The 19,099-nt window shown below is 69.6% G+C and carries 14 protein-coding genes, 1 tRNA gene and 2 pseudogenes; 10 read left to right on the top strand and 7 right to left on the bottom strand.

The window, feature by feature from the left end; translation table 11 throughout:
• Complete coding sequence (locus tag C6A87_RS18720; protein WP_311113659.1) at positions 1-804, top strand: CoA ester lyase; 804 nt, start codon at positions 1-3, stop codon at positions 802-804.
• On the opposite strand, the gene C6A87_RS18715 is transcribed toward C6A87_RS18720, so the two are convergent.
• Entirely contained in the window at positions 801-1,583 is a 783-nt protein-coding gene (locus tag C6A87_RS18715) for a histidine phosphatase family protein (RefSeq protein ID WP_311113658.1), read from the bottom strand. The genes C6A87_RS18720 and C6A87_RS18715 overlap by 4 nt on opposite strands.
• Before the next feature lie 242 nt (positions 1,584-1,825).
• Between C6A87_RS18715 and pdhA the strand changes: the two genes are divergently transcribed.
• The 3 genes from pdhA to C6A87_RS18700 are packed head-to-tail and all read left to right on the top strand — an operon-like array spanning position 1,826 to position 5,114.
• On the top strand, positions 1,826-2,911 hold the full coding sequence (pdhA, locus tag C6A87_RS18710; RefSeq protein WP_311113657.1) for a pyruvate dehydrogenase (acetyl-transferring) E1 component subunit alpha: 1,086 nt from the start codon (positions 1,826-1,828) through the stop codon (positions 2,909-2,911).
• 2 nt (positions 2,912-2,913) lie between these two features.
• Positions 2,914-3,954, top strand: coding sequence for an alpha-ketoacid dehydrogenase subunit beta (locus C6A87_RS18705; RefSeq protein WP_311113656.1), 1,041 nt, complete (start codon positions 2,914-2,916; stop codon positions 3,952-3,954).
• The gene (locus C6A87_RS18700) at positions 3,951-5,114 is read left to right on the top strand and encodes a dihydrolipoamide acetyltransferase family protein (RefSeq protein ID WP_311113655.1); all 1,164 of its coding nucleotides are present in this window, start codon (positions 3,951-3,953) and stop codon (positions 5,112-5,114) included. Before C6A87_RS18705 ends, C6A87_RS18700 begins: the two co-directional genes overlap by 4 nt.
• 1 nt (position 5,115) lies before the next feature.
• Here the strand turns inward: C6A87_RS18700 and C6A87_RS18695 are convergent, their stop codons facing one another.
• The 5 genes from C6A87_RS18695 to C6A87_RS18675 form a co-directional block, all read right to left on the bottom strand.
• A complete protein-coding gene (locus tag C6A87_RS18695; protein ID WP_311113654.1) occupies positions 5,116-5,868 on the bottom strand; it encodes an enoyl-CoA hydratase in 753 nt (250 codons plus the stop codon).
• Positions 5,869-5,872: 4 nt separating this feature from the next.
• Positions 5,873-6,646 (bottom strand): acyl-ACP thioesterase domain-containing protein, encoded by a 774-nt coding sequence (locus C6A87_RS18690; protein ID WP_311113653.1) that lies wholly within the window; start codon positions 6,644-6,646, stop codon positions 5,873-5,875.
• 11 nt (positions 6,647-6,657) lie between these two features.
• Positions 6,658-8,061: a PE-PPE domain-containing protein gene (locus C6A87_RS18685; RefSeq protein WP_311113652.1), complete on the bottom strand. Its 1,404-nt coding sequence runs from the start codon at positions 8,059-8,061 to the stop codon at positions 6,658-6,660.
• 60 nt (positions 8,062-8,121) lie between these two features.
• Entirely contained in the window at positions 8,122-8,856 is a 735-nt protein-coding gene (locus C6A87_RS18680) for a dienelactone hydrolase family protein (RefSeq protein WP_311113651.1), read from the bottom strand.
• Positions 8,857-8,923: 67 nt separating this feature from the next.
• Positions 8,924-9,325, bottom strand: a complete 402-nt coding sequence (locus C6A87_RS18675) for a nuclear transport factor 2 family protein (RefSeq protein ID WP_311113650.1) — start codon at positions 9,323-9,325, stop codon at positions 8,924-8,926.
• A 90-nt stretch (positions 9,326-9,415) separates the two neighbouring features.
• Here C6A87_RS18675 and C6A87_RS18670 point away from each other — a divergent pair, with 90 nt between their 5' ends.
• Together C6A87_RS18670 and C6A87_RS18665 are read left to right on the top strand one after the other, a co-directional pair.
• On the top strand, positions 9,416-10,201 hold the full coding sequence (locus C6A87_RS18670; RefSeq protein ID WP_311113649.1) for a TetR/AcrR family transcriptional regulator C-terminal domain-containing protein: 786 nt from the start codon (positions 9,416-9,418) through the stop codon (positions 10,199-10,201).
• 59 nt (positions 10,202-10,260) lie between these two features.
• A complete protein-coding gene (locus tag C6A87_RS18665) occupies positions 10,261-11,133 on the top strand; it encodes an alpha/beta fold hydrolase (protein WP_311113648.1) in 873 nt (290 codons plus the stop codon).
• On the opposite strand, the gene C6A87_RS18660 is transcribed toward C6A87_RS18665, so the two are convergent.
• Positions 11,102-11,175, bottom strand: a tRNA-Arg gene (locus tag C6A87_RS18660). The two genes, C6A87_RS18665 and C6A87_RS18660, sit on opposite strands and share 32 nt — an antisense overlap.
• A 98-nt stretch (positions 11,176-11,273) precedes the next feature.
• On the opposite strand from C6A87_RS18660, the gene C6A87_RS18655 reads away from it, so the two are divergent.
• From C6A87_RS18655 to C6A87_RS18640, 4 genes and pseudogenes are all read left to right on the top strand, one after another.
• Complete coding sequence (locus C6A87_RS18655; RefSeq protein WP_311113647.1) at positions 11,274-12,761, top strand: wax ester/triacylglycerol synthase family O-acyltransferase; 1,488 nt, start codon at positions 11,274-11,276, stop codon at positions 12,759-12,761.
• A pseudogene (locus C6A87_RS18650) lies at positions 12,758-14,432 on the top strand (HAD-IB family hydrolase). The gene C6A87_RS18655 and the pseudogene C6A87_RS18650 overlap by 4 nt, the downstream one beginning before the upstream one ends.
• On the top strand, positions 14,429-16,780 hold the full coding sequence (locus C6A87_RS18645) for a glycerol-3-phosphate 1-O-acyltransferase (protein WP_311113646.1): 2,352 nt from the start codon (positions 14,429-14,431) through the stop codon (positions 16,778-16,780). Before C6A87_RS18650 ends, C6A87_RS18645 begins: the two are co-directional and overlap by 4 nt.
• A 31-nt stretch (positions 16,781-16,811) precedes the next feature.
• Positions 16,812-18,826: pseudogene (locus C6A87_RS18640) on the top strand (cytochrome c oxidase assembly protein).
• Positions 18,827-19,099 lie beyond the last annotated feature (273 nt).

Genomic DNA, 19,099 nt, shown 5'->3' with positions numbered 1-19,099 from the left:
ATGGCGCTGGCAGCAGGTCCCGCCTGGTTGTTCTGCCCGGCCGACCGGCCGGAACGCTTCGAAAAGGCCGCGGCGGCAGCCGATGTGGTGATCCTCGATCTGGAGGACGGCGTCGCGGCCAAGGACCGCGAGGCCGCCCGCGAGGCGCTGGTGGCGACGCAGATGGATCCGTCCCGCACCGTGGTGCGGGTCAACCCGGCCGACACCCCCGACCACCAACTCGACCTGGCGGCGCTGGCCCGCACGCCGTACACGACGGTGATGCTGGCCAAGACCGAGGCGCCCGAACAGGTCGCCGCGCTGGCGCCGCACGAGGTCATCGTGCTGATCGAGACCCCGCTCGGCGCGCTCAACGTCGTCGATCTGGCCCGGGTGGACAACGCGTACGCGCTGATGTGGGGTGCCGAGGACCTTTTCGCGGTGCTCGGCGGCACGGCCAACCGCTATCCCGACGGTTCCTACCGCGAGGTGGCCCGCCACGTGCGCTCCCAGACGCTGCTGGCCGCCAAGGCCTACGGCCGGCTGGCGCTGGACTCGGTGTACCTGGACATCAAGAACCTCGACGGGCTGCGCGGCGAGGTCGACGACGCCGTCGCGGTCGGGTTCGACGTCAAGGTCGCCATCCACCCGTCGCAGGTGGCGGTGATCCGCGCCGGGTACGCCCCGACCGACGGCGAGGTCGACTGGGCCCGCCGCGTCCTCGACGCGGCGCGCACGCAGCGCGGGGTGTTTCAGTTCGAGGGCCAGATGGTCGACATGCCGGTGTTGCGGCGCGCCGAACGCATCATGGCGCTCGCCCCCTAGCCCGTCCGGCCGCAGCCCGATTCGGGACCGAACAGCCGCCCGTTCCAGTTCACCAATGCCCACCCGGTTGCCGGGGTGCCCTCGACGACGACGTAGTCGGTGTTGGCCAGCGGCGCGGTGGTGAGCAGGTCGATCTCCGCTTCGGGTGTCAGGGTGTCGGTGTTCATCATGGTCCAGAACATGATCGCGGCGCCGTGGGAGAACACGGCGGGGTCGCGGTCGCCGTTGTCCCAGATCGTCTGCAGTGCCGAGTCCATCCGGGCGTCGAACTCCTCACCGTTGATCGACCCGGGGATGCGCAGGTCGCGCCGGTTCTGTACGGCCCACGCGAACGGGTACAGGCCGTAGCCCTGCGCCGCGTCGCGCTCCGGGGTGTGCTCGAACACCCCGGCTTCGATCTCCTGCAGACCGTCGACGACCTGGACGGGCAGCCCGAGCTTTTCCGACAGGGGTGCCGCGGTCAGTTGTGTCCGCACCATGGTCGAGGCGTAGAGGCCGGCGAAGTGTGCGTCGCCCCACGTGGACGCCACGTTCTGCGCCTGCTGTTCGCCGGCCCGAGTCAGGGCCGGCCCCGGGGTGGAGGTGTCGATCAGCCCTGAGGCGTTGCCGGCGGACTCGGCGTGGCGGATGAACGTCACGCACATCGCGCCGGTCGCCGCGGCCGGAGTCGCCGCGCCGATCGCGAACAGCAGCGCCACGGCGTAAGCCGCGGCGGATTTCCGCATCACCGAAGTGCGCAGACCCCGCCGGTGACGGGCTGGTGTGGTGGCGTCGGACATCAGGCGTTTCCTCTGGATTGGCGCGGCGTCGCGACGCGCGCAGGGACTTGTGTGGTCCGGTTCACAGTTCGTCGGCATAATAGGGGTGCCCCAGCGCAACGGCGTGCACCGCGTCGTCGAACGGGCGCCACACCCCGGCGCCCAGCAGGCAGCCCCACACCAGGGGTCAGCTCTCCGCCGCTGCTCTGAGCACCTCAGTCGTCTGACGGCGCGATCCGCCGCCAGTGACCCTAGGAGGCGGTATGGCGGGACGGTCGGTGCTCTCTGAGTACGGCGAGCCGGTTCAACTGGTGGCGCCCGACGGCGCCCCGACCACCGAGTCCAGATACCGACGAGACCTCCCACCCGAGACCCTGGCCTGGCTCTACGAGTCCATGGTCGTCACCCGCGAACTCGACTCCGAGTTCGTCAACCTGCAACGACAGGGCGAACTGGCGCTGTTCGCGTCCTGCCGCGGGCAGGAAGCGGCGCAGGTCGGCGCCGCGGCCTGCCTGCGCAAGACCGACTGGCTGTTTCCGCAGTACCGCGAGCTCGGCGCATTCCTGCTGCGCGGGATCGCGCCGGCCCAGCTGGGGGCGCTGTGGCGCGGCCGTTGGCACGGTGGCCTCGGCTTCACCGACAAGTGTGTGGCACCGGTGGCCATCCCGATCGGCACCCACGGCCTGCACGCCGTCGGTGCGGCGATGGCGGCCGAGCGGCTGGGCGAGGACTCGGTGACTGTGGCGTTCCTGGGCGACGGCGCCACCTCCGAGGGCGACGCCCACGAGGCGTTGAATCTGGCCGCGGTGTTCCGGGCGCCGTGCGTGTTCTTCGTGCAGAACAACCAGTGGGCCATCTCGGTGCCGGTCGACCGGCAACACGCGGGCCCGACACTGGCGCACCGGGCCATCGGGTACGGCATGCCCGGGGTGCGGGTCGACGGCAACGACGTGCTGGCCTGCTACGTGGTGATGGAACAGGCCGCCGCGCAGGCCCGTGAGGGTGGTGGTCCCACCTTCATCGAGGCGGTGACCTATCGGATGGGGCCACACACCACCTCCGACGACCCGACCAGGTACCGATCCGCCGAAGACGTGGAACGCTGGCGCGCACGCGATCCGATCACCCGCTACCGCGCCTACCTGCAGCGTGACGGGGTGTGGACCCAGCGGCTGGAAGACCGGGTCGCGCACCGCGCGCAGCGGCTCCGGTCCGAGTTGCGCGACGCGGTGATCCACGAACCCGACATCGACGTCGGCGAGGTGTTCGACACCGTCTATCACGACATCACGCCCGATCTGGCGCGGCAACGCGACGAGCTGCTGGCCGAGCTGGCGAAGGAGGCCTGAGAATGACGCAATTGATCGACCGGCCTGTGGATTTCGACGACAACGACGACGCGCCGGAGCCGCATCCGGAGCCGATCGCGTCGATATCCATGGCGCAGGCCGTCAACCGCGCGCTGCACGACGCGATGCGGGCCGACGCGCGGGTGCTGGTCTTCGGTGAGGACGTCGCCACCCTCGGCGGTGTCTTCCGGGTCACCGAAGGCCTGGCCGAGACCTTCGGAGCGCAACGGTGTTTCGATACCCCGCTGGCCGAGTCGGCGATCATCGGCATCGCGGTCGGCATGGCGATCCGCGGCCTGGTCCCGGTGCCGGAGATCCAGTTCGACGGCTTCGCCGCCCCGGCGTTCGACCAGATGGTCAGCCATTTGGCGAAGTACCGTATGCGCACGCGCGGCGACATCGACATGCCGGTGACGGTGCGGATCCCATCGTTCGGGGGAATCGGTGCGGTGGAGCATCATTCGGAGTCGACCGAGACGCACTGGCTGCACACCGCGGGCCTGAAAGTGGTGGTCCCGTCGACCCCCACCGATGCCTACTGGTTGCTGCGGTACGCCATCGCGAGTCGCGACCCGGTGATCTATCTGGAACCCAAGCGCCGCTACTGGGCCAAAGAAGTGGTGGACACCGGAAATCCCGCACCGCCGATCGGGCGGGCCGAGATCAGGCGTCCTGGTGACGACGTCACCGTGATCACCTACGGACCGTTGGTGGCCACGGCGCTGCACGCCGCCGACGTGTGCCCGTCGAGTCTGGAAGTGATCGACCTGCGCTCGTTGAACCCGCTGGACTTCGACACCGTCGCAGCGTCGGTCCGCAGGACCGGCCGGGCGGTGGTGATGCACGAGGGTTCGCGCACACTGGGATTCGGCGCGGAACTGGCGGCCCGGATCCAGGAGGAGTGCTTCTACGACCTGGAGGCGCCGGTACTGCGGGCCACCGGATTCGACACGCCCTATCCACCGGCGCGGCTGGAGAAGCTGTGGCTGCCCGGGGTGGACCGGCTCCTCGACTGCGTCGAGAACGCGATGAGCCGGCCATGAGCACCGTGCAGGATTTCCTGGTCCCCGACCTCGGTGAAGGGCTGGAGGAAGCGACGGTCACGCAGTGGAACGTCGCGGTCGGCGACGAGGTCGCGCTGAACCAGACGCTGTGCACCGTGGAGACCAACAAGGCCGAGGTGGAGATCCCCAGCCCGTATGCCGGCCACGTCACCGAACTCGGTGGTGCAGAAGGGCAGACACTGCCCGTCGGCTCGGTGCTGGTACGCATCCGGACAGACGCCCCGGTGGCCTGCCCGACGACGTCGACGTCGCCGCGGCGCACACCGGTGCTCGTCGGTTACGGCGCCGACGACACGATGGACGGCAGCCGGCGCCGAGCCAGGGCCAAACCCCCCGTGCGCAAACTGGCCGCCGAGCACCAGGTGGACCTGACCCGGATCGACGGCTCGGGACCGGACGGCATCGTCACACCCGACGACGTCCTGGCCGCGGTCGACACCCGACAGCAGGAGCCCGTTGCGGTCACCGGCGTCCGGCTGGAGATGGCCCGGCGAATGGCATTGTCCCGCCAGGAAATTCCCGATGCGACCGCGTCCGTCGAGGTCGACGGCACCGGGCTGCTGCGGCTGCGCGAGCGGCTCACCGAGGCAGGGGCGGACACCGTCACACCGTTCGTGCTCGTGCTTCGCCTGCTGGTCGTCGCGCTGCGCCGCCACCCGGTGCTGAACTCGACCTGGATGGACACCGTCGACGGTCCGCGTATCCACGTCCACGACGCGGTCCATCTCGGCGTCGGTGTCGCCGCACCGCGCGGCCTGCTGGTGCCGATCGTCGTCGACGCGCAGAACCGGACCACTCGGCAGCTCGCCGGTGAGGTCGACCGGCTGATCACCGCCGCCCGGGACGGCACCGTCAAACCCGTTGAGCTGCAAGGGTCGACCTTCACCGTGTCGAACTTCGGCGCGCTCGGCCTCGACGACGGGATTCCCGTCATCAACCACCCCGAGGCGGCGATCCTCGGTATGGGCGCGCTGAAGCCGCGTGCGGTGGTGGTCGACGGCACGGTGACGGCGCGGCCCACGATGAGGCTGACGTGCGCGTTCGACCACCGGATCGCCGACGGCGCCCAGGTGGCGGCGTTTCTCGGCGACCTGCGGTCGCTGATCGAGGAGCCGGAGCGGGCGCTGCTGGACCTGTGAGCTACCTGCGCTTTGCCGCGGCCAACCGGGCAGCGAACTCGGGCGACTCGATCGAGCGCGCCTGCGGGACGATCTCGATGTCGACCGCGAGCCGGTGCTGATCGACGTCGACGCTGCCCGGGTTCGCGGTGGCCCGCATGGACGCCTTGGTGGCCAGAACCACCTCCCGCGGCGCGGCGGCCGGGCCTGCGGCCAGCGCGCGCGCCGCGGCGACCGGGTCCTCGGCGACATCGAGTGCCAGGCCGTGGCGCACCGCGGCGTCGGCGTCGAACCGCATGCCGAACAACAGCGCGGCGCGGGCGGCCTGCGGTCCGACGATGCGCTGCAGCATCCAGGTGGCGCCGCCGCCGGGATGGATGCCGAGCTTCTGGAAGCGCGGATCGAACATCGCTGCCGGCCCGGCGATCCGGACGTCGGCGGCCAGCGCCAGGTTGAGCCCGGCGCCGACGGCTGCGCCGTTGACCGCGGCGATCGTGGGCAGCGTGCAGTTCGCGACGGCCAGGAAACCGTCGTAGATCACCCGCAACCCCTCCTCGGTCGCCGCGCCGAGCGCGGTCAGGTCGGCACCGGCGCAGAACGCCTTGCCCGCACCGGTCACGATCACCGCGTGCACATCGGGATCCGCCTCGGCGCCCTCGACCGCGGCGCGCAGCGCCGCGGAGATCTCGGCGGTCACCGCGTTGCGGCGGTCGGGATCGTTGACGGTGATCAGCGCGACGCGGTCCTCGACCTGCGTCAGTACGAGTTCGGACACCCGGTCAGCCTAGCGACAGCCCCCGCAGCAGCCCCGCGGCCCGGACGTCGTCGCCGACGGTCAGCGCGAAGTGCACCTCCGGGGTCGGCGTGTCCGTGCGGCGCTGCCAGCGCACCGTCACCTCCTCGCCGTACTTGATCGGCTTGCGGTACTCCATCACGGTCCGGTACGGCGCGGTGCAGATGTCGGTCTCGACCGCCATCACCTCGTGCACCGCGTGCCAGTAGGCGGTATTGGTGACGTGTTCGAACAGGTCGATATCGGTGCGGCGCAGCGCGAACGGCATCTCCCGGTCGGGTGCGGCGGGATTCTGCAGCCACGGGCGCCACTTGAGGCGGTGCTCGTCGGTGGTGGTGGAGAACTTCTCGATCAGCGAGTCGGTGGCCCGTTGCGGTGTCAGCGTTTTCGCGTTCATCGCGATCCAGAAGCCTTCGGTCTCGATGCGGCCGCCGTCGCTGCCGACGAGGTCGACCCGCATCGTGCACCAGCGTAGCGACAGCGCCGAGCACCATCTGCTGAACGACACCTCGTTGGGAAATCCGACCGGCTCGATCACGTCGATCACGGTGCGCTGCACCAGCCAGTGCGGATGCGCCTCGGCTTCCCCGGCGTCGACGAGGTTCTCGGCGCCGACCTCCTGGATGTAGCGGGCCACGCCGTCCATGCGCAGGTTGAGATCGTCGCCGACGTCGCCGGTGGCCACCCGCCACGCGGTGCGGTAGACGTAGCCGGAGTCCGGCCGCGCGGTCAGTCGGTGCTCGACGGGGTTCACAGGCATCGCCTGCGAGCCTACGGATTCGCCGGCTGCGACGAATCCGCGGCGTCGGCGCGCTGGCCGGCGTTGGCGTCGTCCCCGGCCCGGCTCGCGGCGCTGTCGGCGGCCGCGGACTCGTCGGTCTCGGTCTCGGCTTCGGCGTCGGTCTCGGTCTTGGTCTCGGCGTCGGCGTCGGTATCGAAGACGGTGTCGGCGTAGTCCGCGAGGTCCTCGGTGTCCGGTTCCTCGTCCGCTGCCGGGATGCCGGTGTCGGCGGGATCGTGCGCATCGCCCGGTTCCGACACGTCAGCGGAGTCCTTCTCCCGCCGGGACAGCGGTTCCGGCTCGTCGGACTGCTGCGGAGAATGGTTGGCAGCCAACGACTCCAGGCCTTCCCGGATCGCACCCGGGACCTTCGCGGCAGTACTGACAAGCTCGCCCAGCGACGGCATCAGCCGCGCGGGCCGGTAGCGGCTCGGATCCGACGGGATCGGGTTGCCGCCGTAATAGGCGGAGTCGACGATCACCTTGAGCAGCGGAGCCGCCGCGTCGGCGACCGCGTCGCCCAGCAGGTCCCGGATCAGCCGTGCCAGCGGGAGTTCGTCGGCGGTGTAGGTGACGTAGGTGGTGTTGCCGCGGGTCGTCACGTAGGCGAGCGCCCGCTCGCCGTCTGGGGTGGCGCAGCGGGCGTCCTCGCACGGCACGGCGTCGCCGGAGGCGAGCACCGCGCACGTGTTGGCCGTGCCGCAGGACACTGTCGGCCTGCCGTCGACGTCGACGGGCAGGTCGATCTGGGGCTGGTCCCGGTAGTCGTAGAGGTAGGCCACCAGTGAGTTCACGTGCGCGACGAGGTTGAACAGGTCCGCGGGCGCGTTCGAGTTGTAGTTGTACTGGTAGGCGATGTCCACCACCGCCTTGGCGAGGGTGTCGGTGCGCGACGGGAACGGATTGACCCCGATCAGCGCGAAGAGCGGGTAGCGCGTGCCGAATCCGCCGTCGGGCCGGGAGACGTTGTTGTCCAGCACGAACAGCGTGCCGGGCAGCGCGGGGTCGGCCGCCCGGTCGAGTCGCTGCAGCAGCAGGCTGGCGTTGGCGGCGCCCCACCCGGAGGACAGCACGGCGTTGTCGGCGCCCGAATTGGCTTGCAGTGCTTCGTTGATCGCGGCCGTGCCGCCGCGGAAATCGACCCCGACCAGGGCTGGGCCCGGTAGGCCGCCCGGGTTGTAGGGGGACTGGTTGAACTTGCCGCCGAAGAAGTCCTCGTTGCCGGTCGGGTCGGGATGGGTGGAGCTGCCGACCACGATCAACGCGGTCAGATCGATCGGGGAACCCGAGATCGACGACGGATGCGTGGCCGCGACCCCGCCGACCGTGACCGCCACACCGAGCGCGGCGGCGCAGGTAGCCGTCCGGCCGACCCTGCTGCGAAATTTGCTCATACCTGTGTCCTCCCCGCGACACGGTATCCCGCCGGGACGGTTCCACGCGACCGGTTCAGGTCAGTGCACAGCGGAGTCGTCGGCGAAGCACTCGGCGAGGAAGGCCTCGAGCGACGCCCATGCACGGCGTGCCGCGGATTCGCTGTAAAGCACACCGCGCGTCGGATCGTCGGCGAACGGCGCCATGAACGCATGCAGGGTGTCGCCGTAGGCGTGCAGCTGCCAGTCGATGCCGCGTCCGGAAAGCTCGCTGCCGAGCGCGACGACGTCCTCGGGCGTGGCGAACGGATCGTCCCAGCCGTGGAACACGATGATCCTGGCCGTCACGGGTCGCTGTCCGATGTGCGGGGGCGGGGTCAGCAGTCCGTGGAAGCTCGCGACCGCGGCCAGGGGATGCCCGGCGCGGGCCAGATCGAGCACGCACAGTCCGCCGAAGCAGAAGCCGATCGCCGCGACCCGTTCGGCGTCCACCCCGGGTGTGGCGACCAGGTTCTCGAACACCGCGTCCAGGCGACGGCCCAGTGCCTCCCGGTCGCCGAGAAAGTCGGTCATGGCGGCCGTGGTGGCCTCGAGACCGCCCGCACTGACGTCCTCGCCGAACAGATCCACCGCGATGGCCTGATACCCCGACTGCGCCAGCCGCGTCGCGATGTCGAGCTGGACGTCGCTGCGGCCCTCCATCCCGTGGAAGACCAGGACGGTGGGACCGGCGGAGACCGCGTCGTCGCGGACCAGCACGGCGTCGAAGTGCCTGCCGTCGACGGCGTGGCGCAGGGATGTTCGGTGCACGGTCATGTGGCAGAGAATGCCACCTGGGGACTTCGCCGCAGGTGGCGTTCGCTGCCCGCATAACCCGGCCCGGCTAGGAGTCGCCCCAGCCGCCCTGCACCATCGTCTGGAACTTCCACCCGCCGGCCGTCTTAACCAGGAGATCGCCGTAGCGGACCTGCTGGCGGTGTCCGCCCGCGGTGATGGTCGCATCGGTGAGCACGAAGACCAGGTTCTGGTTGATGAAATGCGGAGTGCGTACCGACTCCATCGTGAGGTCCCCGGATCCGCCCACTTCCCGGGCCATCTGGGCGACGAACCTGTCCCGGTCGCACGATTCGGCCTGGCCGTCGGTGACCTCGTTGAGCGGGAACATCGCCTGGTCGGCCATGGCCTCGACGTCACCGGCGACGGCCAGTGCGTCGTAGTGGGTGAACCACGCCAGCACCTCGTCGACGTCGGCCTGCGTCGGCGCGTAACCACTGCGATCGGTCATCCTGCATCCCCTTACTCTTTCCGTACAACGTACAAAGTACAACGTACAGGAACGCTCCGGCGGTGTCCCGTCCCGGCTACGATCAGCCGGATGGACAAGCGCGGAGCGGCCCCGGACCGGACCAGTTCGGGGGATCCGGTGCGCACCCTGGAACTGCTGTGGCGCACCCCCGGGGAGCCCCGGAGCAATCGCGGGCCCCGCCAGCGCACGACGGTCGACGCGGTCGTCGACGCCGCGATCGAGATCGCCGACGCGGACGGACTCGGCGCGGTCACCATGCGCGCGGTCGCGACCAGGCTGGGCATCGCGACCATGGCCACCTACACCTACGTCCCCGGCAAGGCCGAGCTCCTCGACCTGATGCTCGACACCGTCTACGCCCGGATGGATCGGCCCGACCTCAGTGGGATGCCTTGGCGGGACCGGCTTTCCGCAGTCGCCGCGGCCAACCGCGAACTACTCGAGCGACATCGGTGGGCGGCCCAGCTGGCCACCACCCGTCCGCCGTTGGGGCCCGGGATGATCGCGAAGTACGAGCACGAACTGGGCGCGTTCGACGGTCTCGGTCTCGACGACGTGCAGATGGACGCCGCGCTGACCTTCCTGCTGGGGTTCGTGACCTCGGTGGCGCGGATCGCCAACGACACCCGGGACGCCGGCGCCGACAGCGGCGTGGACGACCAGGCGTGGTGGGAACGTGCCGAGCCACTGTTGGCGAAGGTGTTCGACGCCGACCGGTTCCCGTTGGCCGCGCGAGTCGGCGCGGCGGCCGGGGCGGCGCACGCCGGCGCCTACAGCGCCGAGCACGCTTACGCGTTCGGACTGGCGCGCGTGCTCGACGGACTGGCTCCGGTGATCGAGGCCACAGCGAGGTAGCGATTGTGCGCCGCGGGGGTACAAGCACAGTCGACCCCGAGCCGAGAGGACACGTCGTGATGACCGCGATCACCGCCTACCGTGGCCCGCTTCGCACCACCGAGTTGTACGTCGACGACACCGGAGGTTCTGGGCGACCAATCGTGCTCATCCACGGCTGGCCCTGGAACGCGGACTCGTGGGCGCCCCAGGTGGACGCGCTGCGCGCCGCCGGATACCGCGTGATCACCTACGACCGCCGGGGTTTCGGCCGCAGCGACAAGCCGCTGATCGGTTACACCTACGAGAGTCTGTCCGACGACCTGTCCGCGCTGATGGAAGAACTCGACCTGCGCGACGCCACGCTGGTCGGGTTCTCCATGGGTGGGGGAGAGGTGGCCAGTTACTGCGCCCGCAAGGGGGTGGGGCGGCTGCGCAGCGTGGTTTTCGCCTCCTCGGTGACGCCCTTCATGTCGCACCGCAAGGACAACCCCGACGGGCCGCTCACCGCCACGCAGGCCGCGAAGATGGCCGCGTCCCTGACCGCCAACCAGGACTCGTTCTACGAGCAGATGATGACCGAGGTGTTCTCCGCCGACGGCAGGCCGGCGGTCAGCGAAGAGCAGCGGCAATGGGCGCTGGAGATGTGCGGCGAGGCGAGCAAGCCGGCGGCGCTGGCCTGCATGGCGGCGTTCGGTGGCACCGACTTCCGCGAGGACCTGCCGAAGGTGACCGTGCCGGCGCTGGTCGTGCACGGCGACAGCGATGCGACCGTCCCGTTCGAGGGGTCGGGACGGCGTACGCACGAGGCACTGCCCGACAGCCGGCTGCACGTGATCGCCGGGGGACCACACGCGATCCCGATCAGCCACGCCGACGAGTTCAACGAGGTGCTGCTCAAGTTCCTCGGCGAGGAGTTTGCGCCCCCGGCAGGAATCGAACCTGCGACCTAGAGATTAGAAGGCTCTTGCTCTATCCAACTGAGCTACGGAGGCAACGCCGAGCAGTGTATCTCGCGGGCCGCCGGTGACGGGCCCGGCGACCGAGACTAAAGCCGCCTCGTGCGGCACGGGCGCCGACTAGCGTGGTGCGCATGAGCAACGAGCCGGAGGTGGGTGCGGCCACCCTCCCGGAGGAACTCAGCCCGCTCGATCAGATCCTGCATCGTGGCGAAGCCAATCCGCGTACCCGCTCGGGCATCATGACCGTCGAACTGCTCGACGCCGCACCGGACTGGGACACGTTCTACACCCGTTTCGAGCATGCCTCCCGCAAGGTGCTTCGGCTGCGCCAGAAGGTCGTCACCCCGACGTTTCCGACCGCCGCCCCGCGCTGGGTGATCGACCCCGACTTCAACCTCGACTTCCACCTGCGCCGGGTGCGGCTTCCCGAGCCCGGCACGGTGCGCCAGCTGATCGACTTCGCCGAGGTCGCCGCGCAGTCGCCGCTGGACATCTCCCGGCCCCTGTGGACGGCCACCCTGATCGAGGGTGTCGAGAACGGGCAGGCGGCGCTGATGGTTCATCTCAGCCACGCCGTCACCGACGCGGTCGGCGGCGTCGAGATGTTCGCCAACCTCTACGATTTCGAGCGGGAACCACCGCCGCGACCCACGCCGCCGTTGCCGATCCCGTCCGACCTGTCCCCGAACGACCTGATGCGGGCCGGTCTGAACCGTCTGCCCGGCACGGTGGCAGGTGGGGTGCGGGACGCGGTGTTCGGCGCCGTCCGGGCGGCCGGCCACGTGGTGCGCGATCCGTTGGCGCGGCTCGGTGGTGCGTTCGACTACGCGATGTCCGGGGCCCGTGTCATGGGTCCGGTCGCCGACCCGTCGCCGATCCTGCGGCGGCGCAGCCTGTCCTCGCGCACCGAGGCCATCGACATCGAGTTCGGCGACTTGCACCGGGCCGCCAAAGCCGCCGGCGGCTCCATCAACGACGCCTACCTGGCTGGGGTGTGCGGGGCGTTGCGGCGATACCACGACGCCAAAGGCGTGCCCGTCGACACACTGCCGATGGCGGTGCCGGTGAACCTGCGTTCGGACGCCGACCCTGCCGGGGGCAACCGGTTCGCCGGGGTCAACCTGGCAGCGCCGCTCGGGCTCTCCGACCCCGCGGTGCGCATCAGGGAGGTCCGGGCGCAGATGATGCGCAAGCGCGAAGAGCGGGCCATCGACCTGGTCGGCGCGATCGCCCCGATCGCCGGCCTGCTCCCCGACGCAGTACTCGAATCGATGGCCGGCTCCATAGTGAACTCCGACGTCCAGGCCAGCAACGTGCCCGTCTACGCCGGGGAGACCTTCGTCGCCGGGGCAAAGGTGCTGCGTCAGTACGGCATCGGGCCGTTGCCCGGTGTGGCGATGATGGTGGTGCTGGTGTCGCGTTCGGGGTACTGCACCATCACCGCCCGCTACGACCGGGCCTCGATCACCGAGCCGGACCTCTTCGCGCACTGCCTGCTCGCCGGGTTCGACGAGGTGCTGGCCCTCGGCGGCGACGGCCGTGCCGTGCCGGTGACCTTCGCCGCCCAGACTGCCCCTGTTCACCCTTCGACCCGACAGAACGGACGTGGCCCCCAGTGACATCGGCGACACCGGTCAACCGTCAACTGCGTCTGCCTGGCTCGGTCGCCGAGATCCGGGCCAGCCCCGAGGGCCCTCAGATCGGCGCGTTCTTCGACCTCGACGGGACCCTCGTGGCCGGCTTCACCGGTGTGGTGATGACCCAGGATCGGTTGCGCCGCAGGAAGATGTCGATGGGAGAGTTCATCGGCATGGTCCAGGCCGGACTGAACCACCGGCTCGGCCGCTCGGAGTTCGAGGATCTCATCGGCAAGGGCGCACGGATGATGCGCGGCAACTCGGTGGACGACATCGACGAACTCGCCGAGCGGTTGTTCGTCCAGAAGATCGTCGGCCGGATCTATCCGGAGATGCGCGATATCGTCCGCGCCCACATGGCGCGCGGTCACACCGTGGTGCTGTCCTCGTCGGCGCTGACGGTGCAGGTGGAGCCGGTCGCCCGCTTCCTGGGCATCGACAAAGTGCTGAGCAACAAGTTCGAGACCGACGAGGACGGGTTGATCACCGGTGAGGTGCAGCGCCCGATCATCTGGGGACCCGGCAAGGCAAGGGCGGTACAGGAATTCGCCGCCGCCAACGACATCGACCTGTCGGAGAGCTACTTCTACGCCGACGGTGACGAGGACGTCGCGCTGATGTACCTGGTCGGCAACCCGCGTCCGACCAACCCGGAGGGCAAGATGGCCGCCGTCGCCGCCAAGCGCGGGTGGCCGATCCTGCGCTTCAGCAGCCGCAGCGGTGCCAGCCCGGTATCGCAGGTGCGCACCGCGGCCGGCATCGCGTCGATGGTGCCGATCGCGGCCGGAGCGCTCGGGCTTGGACTGCTGACGCGCAACAAGCGCACCGGCGTGAACTTCTTCACCTCGATGTTCGGCCGCACCGTGCTCGACACGGTCGGCATCCGTCTGCAGGTGCTCGGCAAGGACAACCTGACCGCGCAGCGGCCCGCGGTGTTCATCTTCAACCACCGCAACCAGGCAGATCCGTTGATCGCCGGACGTCTGGTCAACGACAACTTCACCACGGTCGGCAAGAAGGAACTCGAAAACGACCCCGTCGTCGGAACGATCGGCAGGATCCTGGACGCGGCGTTCATCGACCGCGACGACCCGAAGAAGGCTGTCGAAGGTCTGCGCAAGGTCGAAGATCTTGCCCGCAAAGGTCTTTCGATACTCATCGCGCCCGAGGGCACCCGGTTGGACACCAACGAGGTCGGCCCTTTCAAGAAGGGCCCGTTCCGTATCGCGATGTCGGTGGGCATCCCGATCGTGCCGATCGTGATCCGCAACGCCGAGGTGATCGCCGCCCGTGATTCGAGCACCTTCAACCCCGGCACCGTCGACGTGGTGGTGTACCCGCCGATTCCGGTCGACGACTGGACCCACGAGAACATGACCGAGCGCATCGAGGAGGTGCGGCAGCTCTACCTCGACACGCTCGCGGACTGGCCGCACGACGAACTGCCGGTGCCGGATCTGTACACACGTACCACGCGGGCTGAAGCCGGCGAAGAAGGCAGCCGCCAAGAAGGCGCCCGCCAAGAAGGCCGCGGCCAAGAAGGCGCCCGCCAAGAAAGCCGCGACCAAGAAGGCGACAGCAGCGAAGACGACAGCGGCGAAGAAGGCGCCGGCGAAGAAGGCGGCGCAGCGGGATCCCAAGGGGCGCCAGTGAAGACCCGGGCCGACGACTTCGCGTCCTACAACGCCGTCGACGACACCTTCGTCCTGGCCTCGGTGTCCTCGCCCGCCGAGGAGGCGCTGCTCAGCGACTGGCTGGAACGTCAACGTCGCGCGCACCCCGAGTCCAGGATCGAGGTGCTCAAGCTGCCCGCCGACGACGATCCACCACCGCCGGTGATGGCTCAACTGGTCGAGTTGCTCGAGGCCGACGAGGACCGCTCGGTGGTCCCGGTGCGCGTGTTCTGGGTGCCGGGCGGCCTACCCACCCGCTCCAAAGTTGTCGCGGTGGTGTCGGGCCGCGACACCTACCGCCCGCCGAAGGTGCTGCAGCACGCGATCCTGAAAAGGGATCCCTCGCGGGCGCGGGTGGTCGCGGGCGAACCCGCCAAGGTCTCGGAACTGCGGCAACGCTGGAGTGAGACCACCGTCGCCGAGAACCCCAGGGAATTCGCCCGATTCGTGCTCCGGCGGGCGATCCTGGCGATCGAACGGGTCGAGTTGCGCCTGCTCGGTCCCGAATACAAGTCACCGCGGCTGATCAAGCCGGAGGTGCTGGCCTCGGCCCGGTTCCGCGACGGGCTGGCCGAGATCCCGGGCGCCACCGTCGAACAGGCCGGGGAGATGCTCGACGAGCTCGGCACCGGCTGGAGCCGCTTCTCGGTCGACCTGATCCCGGCACTGGGCCGCGCGATCTTCAGCCGCGGGTTCGACCCGAACATCGACTACGACCGCGGCGAGGTCGAGGCGATGCGGCAGTCGCTGGAATCCCATCCGGCCGTACTGCTGTTCTCCCACCGGTCCTACCTCGACGGCGTCATCGTCCCGGTCGCCATGCAGGAGAACCGGTTACCGCCGGTGCACACCTTCGCGGGCATCAACCTGTCGTTCGGGTTCATGGGTCCGCTGATGCGCCGCTCCGGGGTGATCTTCCTGCGCCGCAAGCTCGACGACCCGCTGTACAAGTTCGTGCTGCGCCAGTTCGTCGGCTACATCGTCGAGAAGCGCTTCAATCTGTCCTGGGCGATCGAGGGCACCCGGTCCCGCACCGGAAAGATGTTGCCGCCCAAGCTCGGTCTGCTCGCCTACGTCGCCGACGCCTACCTGGACGGTCGCAGCGACGACATCCTGCTTCAGCCGGTGTCGATCAGCTTCGACCAACTGCACGAGACCGCCGAGTACGCGTCCTACGCCAGGGGCGGGGAGAAGACCGCCGAGGGGTTGTCCTGGCTGGTCAACTACATCCGGGCGCAGGGCGAACGCAACTACGGCAAGATCTACGTCCGCTTCCCGGACGCGGTGTCCATGCGCGAGTACCTCGGCGAGCCGCACGGGCCGATGGCGGCCGACGAGCCGGCCAAACGCCTGGCCATGCAGAAGATGGCCTTCGAGGTGGCCTGGCGCATCCTGCAGGTCACCCCGGTGAACGCGACGGCGCTGGTCTCGGCGCTGCTGCTCAGTACCCGCGGCATCGCGCTGACACTCGATCAGTTGCACCACACACTGCAGGACTCCCTGGACTATCTGGAGCGCAGACAGACGCCGATGAGCAACAGCGCGTTGCGGTTGCGCACCCCCGAAGGGGTGCGTTCCGCGCTCGACGCGCTGTCGGGCGGGCACCCGATCACCCGGACCGACAGCGGCCGGGTCACCGTCTGGAACATCGCCCCGGGCGACGAGCTGGAGGCTGCGTTCTACCGCAACTCGCTGATCGACGCGTTCCTGGAGACCTCACTGGTCCAACTCGCGCTGGCCTGCGCCGCGCGCACCGAAACCGACCGGCTGGACGCCTTCTGGCACCAGGTGATGCGGCTGCGCGACCTGCTCAAGTTCGAGTTCTACTTCGCCGACTCGGCCGCCTACCGCGACCACGTCACCGAAGAGATGTCGTGGCACGGGACCTGGGAGAGCGACATCGCCGCGGGCGGGAACCGGCTCGACGAGCTGCTGCGCGAGAAGCGGCCGGCGATCGCGGGGCCGCTGCTGCGCCCGTTCTTCGAGGCCTATCAGATCGTCGCCGACGCGCTGATCGACGCACCGGCGGAGATCTCGGAGAAGGACCTGACGGCCAAGGCGCTCGGACTCGGGCAGCAGTACGTCGCGCAGGGACGGCTGCAGAGCACCGAGTCGGTGTCGGCGCTACTGTTCGCGACGGCCCGCCAGGTCGCCGCGGACCAGCATCTGCTGGCGCCGGCACCCGACCTGGCCGACCGCAGGAGAGACTTCCGCGCCGAACTTCGCGGCATCCTCAAGGACATGAACACCGTCGACCGGTGCGCGCGCCGGCAGTTCTTCGCGCGCGAGCGCGACCGCCTGGCGCTGCGCAACGACCCTGTGTCGTAGATCGCGTTCGCAGAGGTCATACGCTGGACACATGACGTCTGTCGCCCACGCCGAACCCGTCGGTGTGCGACGCGCGCCGGTATGGACGGTGCTCTACGGGGTCGCGGTACTGGCCGGTGTCACCGCCGCGACGCTGTCGGCGCTGTCGCTGGCCGCGGCGCTGACCGCCACCGGACTGCCCGATCCCGGGCCGGTGACCAACCTCGGACTGCCGTTCGTCAGGGCCGCCGGTGAGATCGCCGCCGTGACCGCCACGGGTTCGTTCCTGTTCGCGGCGTTCATGGTGCCGCCGCAACGCAACGGGGTGCTCGACGCGGACGGCTACCGCGCGCTGCGCACCGGCACCGTGGCCTCGGGGATCTGGGCCGTGTGCGCGGTGCTGATGGTGCCGCTGACGGTCTCCGACATCAGCGGCCAACCGCTGACCGCCCGGTTGAGCCCGGCCGACATCTGGGCGGTGGCCGACCTCGTCGACATCGCCGGGGCATGGCGATGGACGGCCCTGCTGGCCGTGCTGGTCACCGTGATCAGCGCGCCGGTGCTGCGCTGGTCCTGGACGCCGGTGCTGTTCGCCGGCTCCCTGCTCACCCTGCTTCCGCTGGGTCTGACCGGTCACTCGTCGTCCGGCGGCGCCCACGACCTCGCGACGAACAGCCTGCTCATCCACCTCGTCGCCGGAGCGATCTGGGCCGGCGGGCTGCTGGCGCTGCTCGTGCACGCGCTGCGGCAGGGTGACCACGGCCCACTGGCCGCGCGCCGCTTCTCGGCGGTCGCGTTGTGGTGCTTCGTCGCGATGGCGCTCAGCGGGGTGATCAACGCCCTGGTCCGCATCCAGCCCGCGGACCTGGTGAGCACCGACTACGGCCGGTTGATCCTGGCCAAGATCGTCGCGCTGGCGGCCCTCGGCGTGCTCGGCTGGCAACAGCGCCGCAGGGGAGTGGCCGCGCTGCAGCAGGATCCGGACGCGCGCGGGCCCCTCGTGCGGTTCGCGCTCGTGGAAGCGGTCATCTTCGGCCTCACGTTCGGCGTCGCCGTCGCGCTGGGCCGCACCCCGCCTCCGCCCCCGCTGAACCTCAACCTGTCGATCCCGGAGGTCGAGCTCGGCTACGACCTCGCGGGCCCGCCCACGTTCAGCCGGATGCTCTTCGACTGGCGCTTCGACCTGGTCTTCGGCACCGCGGCGATCGTGTTCGCCCTGGTGTACATCGCCGGGGTGGTCCGGTTGCGCCGCCGCGGCGACGCCTGGCCGGCCGGACCGCGGCCTGGCTGCTCGGCTGCCTGGTGCTGCTGCTCGCGACGTCCTCGGGCATCGGGCGGTACATGCCGGCGATGTTCAGCATCCACATGGTCGCGCACATGATGCTGTCGATGCTCGCGCCGATCCTGCTGGTGTTGGGGGCGCCCGTCACGCTGGCGCTGCGCGCGCTGCCCGCCTCCGGACGTAACGACCCACCCGGACCGCGGGAATGGCTGCTGGCCGCGCTGCACTCACGCGTCTCCCAGGTGCTGACCAACCCGTTCGTCGCGACCGCGCTGTTCATCGTCGGGTTCTACGGCCTGTACTTCGGCGGCATCTTCGACGCGGTGGCGGGCAGTCACTTCGCGCACCTGGCGATGAACCTGCACTTCCTGCTCAGCGGCTACCTCTTCTACTGGGTGGTCATCGGCATCGACCCGACACCGCGACCGCTGCCGCCGCTGGCCAAGCTCGCGATGGTGTTCGCGTCGCTGCCGCTGCACGCGTTCTTCGGGGTGGTCCTGATGAGCACGCAGACGGTGATCGCCGAGAGCTTCTACCGCTCGCTGAACCTGAGCTGGCACACCGACCTGCTCGGTGACCAGAAGCTCGGCGGCGGGATCGCCTGGGCCGCGGGTGAGGTGCCGCTGGTCGTGGTGCTCATCGCGCTGTTCGTGCAGTGGCGCCGCACCGACGAACGCACCGCCAAACGGCTCGACCGCGCCGCCGACCGGGACGACGACGCCGATCTGGCGGCCTACAACGCGATGCTGGCCGAGTTCGCCCGGCGCGAACGTGAGCGCGGCTGATCCGCGCAGGACGTCATATTTTCAGCTGTTCAGATATTCAGGTGTTGTGTTAGCGTCGCGGTAGCGGGCCTGGCCTGGGCGCACCGATGCAGCACATCGACGTTGTGGCCGGCCCGCTTCGGCGTCTCCGGGGTCGTCATCCCCGAGCCGTGATCCATCCCCAATCCGTGATTCATGCACAGCCGGTGGCCTGCGCGCCGCCTGTCCGCGACCAGGTGTCGGCGGCCGAGCGCTCAATGGCGGTGTCATCAACGGATCGGGCAGGTGCGCGAT

This window comes from Mycobacterium sp. ITM-2016-00317 (assembly GCF_002968295.1).
Lineage (GTDB): Bacteria > Actinomycetota > Actinomycetes > Mycobacteriales > Mycobacteriaceae > Mycobacterium.
Note: the sequence above shows the minus strand (reverse complement) of the source record. Positions and strands in the feature narration are given on the sequence as shown.